At 42.3% G+C, this 13,158-nt stretch carries 7 protein-coding genes; 2 read left to right on the top strand and 5 right to left on the bottom strand.

All coding sequences use genetic code 11. The annotated features are described in order from the left end of the window. Window positions 1-34: 34 nt before the first annotated feature. Window positions 35-4,054, top strand: a complete 4,020-nt coding sequence (locus F9K23_09390) for a PKD domain-containing protein (protein KAB2915937.1) — start codon at window positions 35-37, stop codon at window positions 4,052-4,054. Here the strand turns inward: F9K23_09390 and F9K23_09385 are convergent, their stop codons facing one another. The 4 genes from F9K23_09385 to F9K23_09370 all read right to left on the bottom strand — a co-directional run bounded on the left by F9K23_09385 (window position 4,055) and on the right by F9K23_09370 (window position 9,492). Then, on the bottom strand, window positions 4,055-5,194 hold the full coding sequence (locus F9K23_09385) for a tetratricopeptide repeat protein (protein ID KAB2915936.1): 1,140 nt from the start codon (window positions 5,192-5,194) through the stop codon (window positions 4,055-4,057). It abuts the gene before it with no gap. 95 nt (window positions 5,195-5,289) lie between these two features. Continuing rightward, the gene (locus tag F9K23_09380) at window positions 5,290-6,126 is read right to left on the bottom strand and encodes a hypothetical protein (GenBank protein ID KAB2915935.1); all 837 of its coding nucleotides are present in this window, start codon (window positions 6,124-6,126) and stop codon (window positions 5,290-5,292) included. 127 nt (window positions 6,127-6,253) lie between these two features. Further along, on the bottom strand, window positions 6,254-7,051 hold the full coding sequence (locus tag F9K23_09375) for a DUF4249 domain-containing protein (protein ID KAB2915934.1): 798 nt from the start codon (window positions 7,049-7,051) through the stop codon (window positions 6,254-6,256). 8 nt (window positions 7,052-7,059) lie between these two features. Next, window positions 7,060-9,492: a TonB-dependent receptor gene (locus F9K23_09370; protein ID KAB2915933.1), complete on the bottom strand. Its 2,433-nt coding sequence runs from the start codon at window positions 9,490-9,492 to the stop codon at window positions 7,060-7,062. 249 nt (window positions 9,493-9,741) lie between these two features. Between F9K23_09370 and F9K23_09365 the strand changes: the two genes are divergently transcribed. Beyond that, complete coding sequence (locus tag F9K23_09365; GenBank protein KAB2915932.1) at window positions 9,742-10,062, top strand: DUF4406 domain-containing protein; 321 nt, start codon at window positions 9,742-9,744, stop codon at window positions 10,060-10,062. Between the two features lie 309 nt (window positions 10,063-10,371). On the opposite strand, the gene F9K23_09360 is transcribed toward F9K23_09365, so the two are convergent. Further along, a complete protein-coding gene (locus tag F9K23_09360; protein KAB2915931.1) occupies window positions 10,372-13,113 on the bottom strand; it encodes a 2-oxoglutarate dehydrogenase E1 component in 2,742 nt (913 codons plus the stop codon). Window positions 13,114-13,158: the final 45 nt, after the last annotated feature.

The following is a 13,158-nucleotide window of genomic DNA, read 5'->3' as shown; positions in this document are numbered from 1 at the left end:
TTTTACCAGATAAATCTAAGTACAGAAAGGGGCCATGAACATACAGCAAGGAATCAGGGGTTTACTGCTGGCACTCTTCCTATTGGGTGCTTGTTCCCTTTTTGCCCAGCATGGCGGCGGTACACTTACCAATAATTTTGCAAATACATGGTTGTTTGGCGGTGTAGGCTTAGACTTTAACTGTTCTCCCCCCAACGTTATAAAAGAAGGTAAAATAACCACATGGGTTGAAGGACCTTCTACCATTAGTGATGAGTGTGGTAACCTACAGTTTTATTGCAACGGCGATAGTATTTGGAACTCACTGCATAACTCTGTAAACGGGGGCGGCGTGTTTCCGATGGTAGGTTCAAGGCAGGCAACCCAATCGTCACTTATCCTTCCTAACCTGCAAAATCCCGGTACTTTTTATTTTTTCACTGTAGATGGGGATGAGGTAAACAACTACAATGGTTTAAGCTATACTGAATTTTCGTTCAATGCTCCCGGTGGCCCCGGTTATGTTGTGAGCAACAAAGTACTGGTGCGTTATGCCAACGAAATGGTAACTGCTTGCAACGATGGAAATGGCGGGTATTGGGTTGTTACTAAGGTTAAAGGAAACGCTGAGTTCAGAGCATATCACGTTACCAGTTTAGGTGTAGATACCAACGCAGTAATTAGCCCAGTAGGTTCTACAAAAAGCGAAACCGGGCAAATGAAATTTTCTCCCGATGGCCGCTATTTGGCTATTTCGCGCCCACTGCAATTATTTAAGTTTAACCCAACAACAGGAGTAATTAACAGCTACTTGGGAGATATGGAAAATGGCTGGCTGGATGACGGTAATACCGTTGAGTTTTCACCCAGTGGCCGCTTTTTATATACCAACAACTACAATGGCGGAACTGCCCCTGCCGAAGAAGGTGTTTATCAGTACGATTTATCACTTGACCCCGCAGTTATTGCCAAATTGCCTCTTAAAGTAACCGGTCCTACTATGAAACCTAAGGGCGGTATGCAATTAGGGCCTGATGGTAAAATATATGTTATTGACGGGGAAACTGTAGACAAGTTATCTGTAATCCAACGTCCTGAAAAATCAGGTACTGACTGTGATTACCAACATCAAATAATTAATCTTAATCTATCATCACCGGGTAAGAATTTCCCCAACTTTAACCAAAGCTGGTTTCTTGACCCTGATATGTACATTGCTGATAAGCGTTGTCATGCCGATACCACGGTGTTGAACATGAACCCAGAGCGGTGGAGCATTTTGGCCGAAGGAAAGAAAATAGATTCTTTTAAATGGAAAATCACAGATCCCAACGGCGGAAATCAGGTAGGCACCGGCAACACTATCAAGCATTATTATCCTCAACACGGATGTTTTAGGGTTGAAATGATTGCTTATTCTTCTGAATTAGGGAAGGCTGTTGTGCGTGAAGATTTAGTAAAAATAAATGTTACGCCTACTACCAACATGGGGCCTAAAGACACTGCTCTTTGCAAGCAACCCCGCAGAATATTTTTGAACGTAGCCACTGCCGATAACCCCGGCTCTACCTTTATATGGTATTATAAATCGTTTCCGGATGTAAACAGCGGCAAGCCCGATTTAGGCATAAACCCCTTGGATCTTGCTCCCAACATTATGGCAGAAACAGAGGGTAGGTATTGGGTGATAAAAACCTTTAAGTGTTGTTCTATGACTGACACTATTGATGTTTATCACGACTCGATTATACCCATGTTCAGGCTGAACGACGGTTTGCAATGCGAGCGCGATAACCAATACGTGTTTACCAACCTTTCTACCCCTGCATACAAGAGCACTACTTGGGATTTTGGTGATGGGACAAAGGGTTTTACCAATATTGGGGTTAAACATTATAACAATGCAGCATCGTATACGCCCGTGATGACGGTTGTGAGTGAGAAAGGTTGTAAAGCAACAATGTCAAGGGTTATTCTGGTGGTTAAACATCCGGTGGCCAAATTTATTGTTGATACGTTGCAGCAGTGCTTTGAGGGCAACATATTTAATGTTAAAGACACTTCATACATCGACTACGGACAAGGAGGTATAGTAAGTAAGTTGTTTAATAAAGGGTTGGGTCCCAATGACACTACACGGAAAACACAATTTGCTATCAGTTATCCCAAAGCGGGCACCTATACTATTTCGCTGGCGTTAAACTCCAGTCAGGATTGTAAAGATACCATGTACCAGCAAGTACGGGTGTTTGCCAAGCCAAAAGCGGGCTTTACCATTAATGATGATAATCAATGTCTTTCGGCTAATAAGTTTGAGTACACGGATACGTCTTTCACCCCGCTGGATTCAATAAACTACCGGGGGTGGATGTTTACAGATACCTTGCCGCCCGAAGACCGAACGGCTTTACCACTAAATAATTTCAGAACCTATGCCACGGTTGATTCTTTTAAAGTTCAATTGAAGGTGGGCACAGGACCGGGTTGTTTCGATAGCACTATTAAATACGTGCATGTTCACGGCGACCCCTATGTAGATTTTAAAGCCAACGATAGCGACCAATGCTTGTTTGGCAATACCTATAATTTTAAAGATACTACTTACACTGAAAAGGGTTTTGTACAAACCTATTTGTGGAATTTTGGCGATAATACTGCCATTGGAAATACCGGCATGGGTAAAAAATATGCCAACTACGGTTCATATAAAGTACAGTTGAGGGTAATAACCAATAAAGGTTGTACAGACTCAACAAGTAGGGATGTGATTGTATATCCGATGCCAAAGGCTGATTTTGCTATTGCCCAGCCTGAGATGTGCTTTAAAAACCACGGGTTTACGTTCTCGGCAGCACCTTCGTTTGTGCCTACGGGTTCAGTATATAGTTATGATTGGGATTTTGGCGATGGAGCAACATCAACACTTAAAGAACCCCCGATTAAAAACTATTCTAAAGACAGTGCCTATAAAATAAAACTGATTGTTGTTTCTGATAAGTCTTGTGGTGATACAGTAACCAAACAGGTTCGCTTTTATCCTACGCCTACTGCCAAGGCAAAAATTAACAGACCAATGCAGTGTCTTGACGGAAACTCATTTAATTTCAGAGGGGATAGTTCAGTTGCGGGTGCAGGCGTAATTAGCCAATATTTGTGGGAATATGGTGATGGAACCATCGGCATGAATAATTTTCCTGAAGCGAAAATTTATGCATATCCGGATACATTTAATGTAAAACTGAAAATTACTACCGATAAGGGATGTACAGATACAGCCTCGGTAAATGTAATTGTGTTGCCTTCTCCAACCGTTAACTTCTCGGTAGAACCTACCTGTCTTTTTGAGCCCTCGAAGTTTAAAAACAAAAGCACTGCCCACCCCGGTAAAATTGTAAACTATAACTGGACATTGGGAGACGGTACCTCATCAGGTGATTCAACCCCAAGCCATACGTATGCCAATACAGGCGCCTATACCATTTCGTTAAGTGTAGAATCGAGCTACGGTTGCCGTGCTACAGTAACCAAGGTAAACGAGGCTATTGTAAAGGCGCTGCCTCAAGCGTTGTTCGGGCACGAGAAGGTAGATTTTGATGAAAAAAATACGACCATTCAGTTTATAGATTCATCGTACGATGTTGACCAATGGTTTTGGGATTTTGGTAACGGTATGGTGAGCAATCAATCCGATCCTTTGATAGTGTTTAGTGATACGGCAACTCTGCCTATCAGGCTTGTTGTTACCAATACAGAGGGTTGTTTTGATACCATTCGTAAAACTTTGTTTGTAGCCCCCGACTTTTTCTTCCATATTCCTAATGCCTTTACACCGAATGATGATGGCAATAACCCCGAGTTTGGCGGTGAGGGTACAAGGTATTACAAAGAGTACAGCCTAAGGATTTTTAACCGTTGGGGACAACTGGTGTTTGAATCAGATTCACCACTAAAACGTTGGGATGGCAAGTACAAGGGTGAACCTTGTGAAGATGAAGCCTATACCTATGTTTATGCCTTGCGTGATGTGTTTGGTTTTTACCACAATTACTCAGGTGTAGTTCATTTGCTGCGTTAATTAGCGGCAATTCTGTTTTTTAAGCTTTTCAAGCTCGTCTCCGTATTGTTTCGTGAAACCCATTGTTAGCCCCAAATTAATGCTTTGGCAGGCTTCTGCTTTCTGTTTTTGGGCTATTTGCACTAGGGCAAGGTTGCGGTATGCAAAACTGTTGTTTGCATCCAATTGTAGTGAGTGGTAAATATCACTCATAGCAGTTGGGTATTCTTTTAGCAAATAATGGCAATACCCTTTATTGCTCCATGCATACGCATAGGTTGAGTCAATTTTTAAGGCACTGTTAAAATCAGCCAATGCCTCTTGTGTTTTATTCTGCTGTATTTTACAATAACCGCGCACGTTGTAATAGGGCGCTTTGTTGGGCATTAAACGTATTAATACACTTGCATCAATCACAGCATCATTAAATCGTTGCTTCTTAAACAACATATCGCAACGAAGTTTATACAAGTCGGCAGAATCTTGATGGTAATTAATAGCCGTATAAAGGGTAGCGATGCAAGAATCAATTTCGCCGATGTCTTTCAGCAACCTGCATTTAGCGTGCAAGGCTTGATAGTAATCGGGCTTCAACCCTAACGATTGTTCATAGTATCGAAGGGCGGCTCCAAAATCCTTTTTTAACGTATAAGTACTTCCGATGGAAAGAAACGCTCTAGGGTCTAACGGATTAAGGTTTTTGGCCTTCATAAAGTCTTGCAAAGCACTATCTAAGGAGTTTATATGCAAAAGGGCAATGCCTCTTTCGTGTACATAATCGTAATTATCGGGAGCCTTTTTAACAGCAATGGTATAATCGGCAATAGCCTCGGCATAGTTGCCGATAAAACGGTGGGCATTGGCACGGTAATAATAGGCGGTTGAAGTATCGGCCAATTGCAGGGCAGCACCGGCACTTTGTATCGCACTGGTGTATTGGCTGTTTTGTATAAGGGCTAATGTTTTTTGTAAGGAGGCGTGTATATTCTGGTTGTCGGCCAATAATACAGAGTCGTACACCCCAACGGCGGCAGATAGTTCACCTACTGCCAGTAAACTATCCCCTCTTTTTAAAAGGTCGGTAACTTTAACGGTTGAATTTTTTGATGTGCAACCTATTCCTAAAATAAGGATAACAATACTATATGCTATCTTTTTCATCTACTGCAAAAGTAGGATGTATTAGCAGGCATTAAAAGCAGATTGTATAAAACAAAAAAAGCAGCCCTCACAGGCTGCTTTTAGAAGTAAATTTATTACCAAGAGAGAGTAACTTCTTTGGTACAATAGTATTTTGCATTTGAACCAAACTCTTGGATGGTTGCAACGTAGCGTTTCGTGTCTTTTCCATGGAATTTTGTTCTAAACTGAATAGTGCAGGCAGTATCGTTAGAATTTATATCCACTGGAGAATTCCAACCTATACTGTACACGGGGTTCTCTTCAAAAATAGCGCACGAAGCATAATTTTTGAAGTTCGTATTATCACACCTTTTAATTCTAAATGTAATCCTACCTTCTAACGAATCAATGTCGACTACTTGTAGTTTAAAATGATTTGTAATATAGTCGGTGTATAGGTTTTCATTAAACTCAGTTAAGTCTCTAATCGCTTTGGGGTAATCACACCCTGTAAAAATGCCGATATCAGGGACTGATTTTATCGATCCTTTGGGGGCTTGTCCTGTAAATTTTAGTGTATAAGTTTTGGTGTCTGAAGGATCAGTGCCCGTCACGGCAAGAATAGCAGTATATGTTTTGTTTTTTGTGGGCGTAAAACGTAGTTTAATACTGAACTTTTTATTTTGTTGTATTTTAACAGGGAAGGTGGGTTTCCCATTTTCAAATGAAAAAGCGTTTTCATCATTTTGAGAAAAATCTACATCATTGATCGTTATCTCCGATGTCCCATCATTAACAAGGTCTATAGTAAAAGTATCTGATTGCCCAACACTCACCGAGCCATTGCTCTTTCCCGAAATTGCAACTAAGTTTTTATTCGTTGTTGGTACTTGAAAGTCTTCAAGATTGCAAGAGTTTAAAAAAGCCAATGTGCCAATAGCAGACAGCAAGGTGAATTTGATAGTTCTCATAATACAAAACAATTTAACCAAAATTAATATTTTTTTAAGTAATACCCTATTAATTGATTAAAAGTGTTTTACAAATAAAAAAAGGCAGCCTTCACAGGCTGCCTTAAAGAGTATTTGGTAGTTAATGTTAATTCACAATTTTCCAGCGTCGCACTACATCGGCAGCATAAAAGAAGCCTAATGCCCCACCTTTAATGTTTGTAGGCGGGTTAGCAGGAGGAGCCTGAAACGGACCCGGTGCACCGCTGTTTAGCATGGATAGTGCATACAAATAATTGTAGGCATAAACATCTATAGAGCGGAAATAAAGCATTACCGAATCACCTTTTTGAGGGCGGAAGAAGGGTAACTCAAATGCACTACGTTTGTTTAGTTCAATGTCAGCATTATCAAACAATACATCGCCTTCTTCAAGAGTGTCGTTTTTGCCGTATTTAAACCAGTAATTTTTTACAGGGGCTTGGTCATAAGTTCCCCAGAAAGTAATGGCGTATCCTTCGTCTAAAAAGCCTTCTTTGGGTTTAAACACATGCTCTAAGGTGTCATCAACACTAAACATAGGTTCAAGCTTAGAAGTTGAAGTATATTCTTTACCGTCAATTACCACCTTAAGATGGTATGTAGAGTTTTTTACGCCCACATAACCCGCAGCAGGTTTGTAAACGCCGTTTGCAGTGTGGTTAAAAATAACAGGAGTACCGTTATCTTTTGTAACCTCAACCACAGCAGTTGTTATGGCAGGAGGTTTTCCGTTTGAGTTATAAGGGGCTGTGTAGCTCAGCTGAATGTATGAACTGTCGGTTTCAGTAGTAACCCTGCCTTCAACCACAGGTTTTTGGCCTGCAAATGATAAGTCAAGGTCTATTTTTTCTTCGCAAGCACTAAAAACAATAGCAAGTGCAAGGGTATATATAATCTTTTTCATCGCTAAGTTTAGAATTTAAAGTTGTAGGTAACTGATGGGATAATGCCGAACAAATAGGTGCGGTAAACGCCTCTTTGGCCGTTATCATCGTTTTTAAACGAAAGCGAGAACCAGTTTTTGCGGTTATAAACGTTGTATATTGAGAATACCCAGTTGCTTTCGTTTTTATATTTTTTATCGGGGTTCTTTTTACGGTTCAGCGTTACCGATAAATCTAAACGGTGGTAAGGGGCAAGGCGGAAACTATTGCGGTCGCTGTAGTGCTCTACTTCTTGTCCGTTCACTATATAGTAACCAACAGGCACAGTGGCAGCTTCGCCGCTGGCATACACAAAGTTGGCACCAAAGCTAAGACGGTCGTTAAGGTCATAAGTAGCTACCACGGTTGCATAGTGCCTTCTGTCAAACCTAAAGGCATACCAGTCGCCGTTATTTATACCTTCGGCTTTACGTTGGCTGCGGCTAAGGGTATAACTAACCCAACCGTTAAGGCGGCCTTGTTGTTTACGTACCAATACCTCTAAACCATACGAACGTCCGCGGCCTTGTACCAATTGACTTTCGATTGGTTCAGTAAAATCAAGTTCGGCGTTATCAATTACCTCTACAGTATTCCTCATGTCTTTATAATACACCTCAGCTGATGCTTCCAGCTTGTTGTTCATAAAGTTGCGGAAATATCCCACGGCTACTTGGCCGGCACGTTGTGGTTTTATGTAAGGATTGCTGGGCACCCAAAATTCTTGTCCGGTACTTGCAGTAGTATTTTGTACCAAGTGCAGGTATTGGAACATACGGTTGTACGATAGTTTTACCGAGCTGGTAGCATCTAAACGGTAGGCAGCATTAAGGCGTGGCTCAAAACCGGCATACGTGTTATAAAATTCACCGGCAGCATAGTTAGTGGTATCGCTAATCAGCAGCATTGAAGAAATGCGCACACCGGGGTTAGCAGGGTCAACATAAGTAGGAGTACCGTTTGAGTAGGTAAACTCCCTGCCACCGCCTACGTTTGAGAATACTGAGATACGGCCACCGTATTCAACATTTAAACGGGTGTTTACATCGGTCTTGTGGCTAATGTAGTAGGCTTGCTCAAATGCACGTTTACGGGGCAATGCCGCAGCCGAGATAATTGAAGTTGAAGTAATAGGTTCTGTTTCGCCCGGTCTAAACTCGTGGAAGGTATTGAACAAACCGAAACGTACAGTACTTTTTGGGGTGATGTAGTAGGTAAAATCCGACTTTAACCCCAAATCGTTAATGTAGTTATTACGCTCAAGGTTTAGGTTGGGCGAGATATTGAATTGAAGGTTGTAGTTGTAACGACTGGCAATAAAGCTGGTGTTCATAAACATTTTACTGTTGATGATGCGGTTCCAGCGCACAGTACCCGTGCTATTACCCCAGCCGAACCCAAAAAACGAGCCGATACCCAACACATCTTTACCGGTATAGAAAGAAAGGAACAAACGGTCTTTTTTGCTAAGCGTAAAGTTCATTTTAGCATTCAAATCGCCAAAGTAGGCTTTGGCGTTTTTTGTTTGTTCTGAAAGGGGGAAAAACAAATCGAAATAGCTGCGGCGTGCCGAAACTATAAACGAGTGCTGGTCTTTTTTTATAGGGCCTTCAATAGTTAAACGAGAAGATAAAACACCAATACCGCCATAAGCGCTATAGGTTTTGTTGTTGCCTTCTTTCATCCTTACATCCATCACACTGGCAAGACGGCCACCAAACTGAGCAGGTGTGCCTCCTTTATATATTTCAAAATCTTTTATGGCATCACCATTAAATACCGAAAAGAATCCGATAACGTGCGAAGGGTTATAAACCACAGCTTCGTCAAGTTGTACAAGGTTGTGGTCGATGTTACCACCGCGAACAATGGTTAAAGTGCTTCCGTCTCCGGCAGCCTGAACGCCGGGCAATAGCTGAGCTACTTTGATAATGTCGGTTTCACCCAACAATAACGGAACTTTTTTAGCGGTTTTAACATCCAGTGTAACGGCGCTCATTTTGTTTTCGCTGATGTTTTTGTCAGCCTTTTCGCCGGTTACAACAACCTCTTCTACTTGAAGAGTGTTTTCGGCCAACTCAATGTTAATTGTTTTGTTGGCATCAAGGTCAATCTCAACAGATTTTGAGGTGTAGCCCGTGTAGCTGAAAATCAGTTTGTACTTTCCTTTAACAAGGCTTAGGGAGTAGAATCCGTATTCGTTTGAGGCGGCACCGTTTGTGGTGCCATCGGCCAATACGGTAGCGCCGATTAGTTCTTCGCCGTTGGCGGCGTCTTTAATTGTTCCGCTAATGGTAAAGCGTGATTGGGCTTTGAGTCCCGCCGCTGTACAAAAGAGTAAGAACAATAGGAATAGTTTTTTCATAGTTTTGTTAGAATGCGCCGCGAAACTATGAATTGGTTCATTGGGTTGGGTTAACATATTATTTCAACTGTTCATTTTTCTCGATGAAGGCACTTTTGTAAACCATCAAGTGTTTGCTTTGTTTGGGATTATTTTTAAAAAATCAGCAATCACCCTCATAGTACAACTAAGTGCCTCTATACCCCTATGTGCTTTTGTATTATTTTTTGCATTTTTATAAGGCTTTCTATTAACGTTTGAAAAGGAAAAGCTGTATTCGCAGAAACTTTTTAGTTTGCCTTATTGTCTTTTATGTAAATTTTGGAAATGATAATAGGAGTAGCAGGGCCGTACAGCGCACCTACAGCAGAAGAACGACAAGCAAATCTTGACCGTATGAACGAGGCGGCAGCCCGTTTGCTCGAAATGGGGCATATTCCTTTAATAGGAGTAAATGCTGCTTTACCCGTTATTGCCAAAACTACCCTCGAGGATACTTACAAGGGGATAATGGATATATCGCTGGCGGTAATTGATAAATGCGAGGCGTTGTTATTACTGGCCGAAAGCCCCGGGGCTAACCGCGAACGCGATTTGGTATTGGCAAAGGGTTTGCCTGTGTATTATTCGCTAAGTGAAATACGATAGTCATCCCGAGCTAGTTTCGGGATCTCATTAGTACATATCGTGAATAGTAAGTAAGATGCTGAAACAAGTTCAGCATGACTGTTTTCGTCATACTTTCCACCCCCTGCCCCCGCCTGCGGGGGACATTGAACTGTGACGAGTATTAATATTCGTAAAGATTGTGAAGAAAGTCTGCATCCTAATGTCCTACTTGAGAGGAGGATTCAGGAGGAGGAATATCGCCGACATCCCGAACTAGTTTCGGGATCTCATTAGTACATATCATGAATAGTGAGTACGATGCTGAAACAAGTTCAGCATGACTTAGGATTAGGCAAATGCTTTGGTAAGCAGTTCTTCTTGCTCCTTAGCGTGTATTTTAGCCATACCGGTAGCTGGTGATGCGCTTGATTTGCGGGCAATTACCTTCCAGTCAAAGTTTTCGTCGTAGCGTAGTGTAAACAAATACGCGCCTTGGTTTTTTGGTTCTTCTTGTACCCAAACCACTTCGGCGTTTTTGTATTTGGCACGTACTTCGGCAATCTCTTTTTCGGGGAAAGGATACAATTGCTCCACACGAACAATAGCTACATCTTCGCGTTTCAACTCCTCGCGACGGTTCAATAGTTCGTAATAGATTTTACCGCTGCATAGCAACACACGTTTCACGTTTGCTGCATTGGTTTTCGCGTCATCTATCACCGGCATAAAACTACCTTTGGTAAAGTCTTCCAACGTGCTTACGCATTGTGGGTGACGCAGCAAGCTCTTCGGAGTCATTATCACCAGCGGAGTGCGGAAATTACGCAACATCTGGCGGCGGAACAGGTGGAACAAGTTGGCAGGGGTGGTGCAATACGCTACTTGCATATTGTTGTTTGCACACAATTGCAGGTAACGCTCCAAACGGGCCGAAGAGTGCTCAGGGCCTTGGCCTTCGTAACCGTGAGGAAGCAATAATACTAGACCGCTGTAGGTTTTCCACTTGGCCTCGGCACTGCTTAGGTATTGGTCGATGATAATTTGGGCACCGTTGCTAAAATCACCAAACTGAGCTTCCCAAAGGGTTAACGTGTTGGGTGTAGCCATTGAGTAGCCGTATTCAAAACCCATTACAGCATACTCACTCAATAACGAGTTGTATATCTGTAGTTTGGGTTTGCCTTCGCCAATATTATTAAGCGGGGTATATTCTTTTTCAGCGTGTTCTTGGTCGGTACCGCTAAATTCAGGGTCTTCTTTAATTACCGCATGACGGTGGCTAAACGTACCGCGTTCGCAGTCTTGGCCGCTCATACGCACGGGGTAGCCTTCGTTCAATAGAGTAGCATAAGCCATTAACTCACCCATTGCCCAATCGTAGTTGTTGTTTTTAATCATGTTTTTACGATCGGTAAACAACTTGGCTACTTTTTGGAATGCTTTAAAATCAGCAGGTATGTCTGTGATTTTTTCGGCCAATTCCAAAAACAGTTTTTCATCTACTTTGGTTTCGGGGTTGCGTTTGGCGTCTTCAGCATTCACACTGGTATAGCCATCCCATACATTTTTAATAAAGTTAAATGCACGGGTGGGCTCTTCAGCTTTAGCCATTTCCAGTTTCTCCTGCAATTCCTTGCGGAAATTCTGTTCCATTTCTTTGGCAAGTTCGGCCTCAATGCTGCCGGCTGCCAATAGTTTTTCTACGTATATCTCACGTGGATTGGCGTGTTTGCCAATGGCTTTGTATAGTAAAGGTTGGGTAAAACGGGGTTCGTCGCCCTCGTTGTGGCCGTATTTACGATAGCCCAACAAATCAATGTAAACGTCGGTATTAAATTTCTGCCTGAACTCTAGTGCCAATTGCACGGTGTAAACTACTGCTTCTACATCATCAGCGTTTACGTGGAATACTGGGCAAAGGGTAACTTTAGCCACATCGGTACAATAAGTACTTGTACGTCCGTCGGTGTAGTTAGTAGTAAAACCAATTTGGTTGTTGGCTGCAATGTGTACGGTTCCACCTACGCTGTAGGCTTCTAATCCGGCCATCTGACCTACTTCATACACTATACCCTGTCCTGATAGCGATGCATCGCCGTGTATCAAAATAGGGATGATTTTATCAACGTCGCTGTTGTGCTTATAATCAAGTTTAGCGCGGGTAATACCTTCAACAACGGGGTTAACTGTTTCTAAGTGCGATGGATTGGGCGAAAGACTGATGTGAGCATTTTTACCGCCACGGGTAGTAATGTTGCTCGAAAAACCTAAGTGGTATTTCACGTCGCCTTCAAACAGCGCTTCTTCGTAAGCTTTACCTTCAAATTCTTTGAATATATCGCTATACGATTTGCCTAAAATGTTGGCAAGTACATTCAAACGGCCACGGTGAGCCATGCCTATCACAAATTCTTCGGCTTCTTTTTCAGAACCGTATTGGATAATGGTATCCAACGCAGGGATAAGGGTCTCAAGTCCCTCAAGCGAGAAACGTTTTTGGCCTACAAATTTGGTGTGCAAAAAGTTCTCAAAAATCACGGCTTTGTTCAGCTTGTCTAGCACATGGCGTTTCTCGTCAATGTGTAGTTTAGGCTGGTTTTTGCCGCTTTCCATTTTCTTTTGCAACCATTCTACCTTTTCAGGGTGACGAATGTACACAAACTCCGCACCTATGCTTTGGCAATAGGTAGCCTCAAGGTGGCTTATAATATCACGTAGCTTGGCAGGTCCCAAGCCAATTTCAACACCCGCATTAAAGGTCTTATCAAGGTCTTTTTCGTCGAGGTTGAAGTTTTTAATATCAAGGGTAGGCGCGTGCTTACGGCGGTCGCGCACAGGGTTGGTTTTGGTGAACAAGTGCCCGCGGGTACGGTATCCTTTAATAAGGTTCAGTACGTTTATCTCTTTCAGCACATCTTCTGATACGGGTTGTGATGATGAACTGCCGTTGCTGCGGCCTTGCCCTACATCAAACCCCTCAAAAAATTTCTTCCAACCAAAGTCCACCGATTCGGGGTTGGCGGCATATTGTTTATACAAATCGTCGATAACGCTCACATCGGCGTTGCTGAGGTACGAATGTTCAACCATGATTTTTGTTGCAGTAAAAAACGCTGCAAAGGTAGCAAACTAAAG

The sequence above is a fragment of the Bacteroidota bacterium genome, from assembly GCA_008933805.1.
In the GTDB taxonomy this organism is placed as follows: Bacteria; Bacteroidota; Bacteroidia; order UBA8524; family UBA8524; genus SB11.
Note: the sequence above shows the minus strand (reverse complement) of the source record. Positions and strands in the feature narration are given on the sequence as shown.

Excerpts from the sequence above, each read along its gene's own strand:
- F9K23_09365 (KAB2915932.1), top strand. The coding sequence starts at position 9,742 with ATGATAATAGGAGTAGCAGGGCCGTACAGCGCACCTACAGCAGAAGAA.
- F9K23_09390 (KAB2915937.1), top strand. The coding sequence starts at position 35 with ATGAACATACAGCAAGGAATCAGGGGTTTACTGCTGGCACTCTTCCTA.
- F9K23_09380 (KAB2915935.1), bottom strand. The coding sequence starts at position 6,126 with ATGAGAACTATCAAATTCACCTTGCTGTCTGCTATTGGCACATTGGCT.
- F9K23_09375 (KAB2915934.1), bottom strand. The coding sequence starts at position 7,051 with ATGAAAAAGATTATATATACCCTTGCACTTGCTATTGTTTTTAGTGCT.
- F9K23_09385 (KAB2915936.1), bottom strand. The coding sequence starts at position 5,194 with ATGAAAAAGATAGCATATAGTATTGTTATCCTTATTTTAGGAATAGGT.
- F9K23_09370 (KAB2915933.1), bottom strand. The coding sequence starts at position 9,492 with ATGTTAACCCAACCCAATGAACCAATTCATAGTTTCGCGGCGCATTCT.
- F9K23_09360 (KAB2915931.1), bottom strand. The coding sequence starts at position 13,113 with ATGGTTGAACATTCGTACCTCAGCAACGCCGATGTGAGCGTTATCGAC.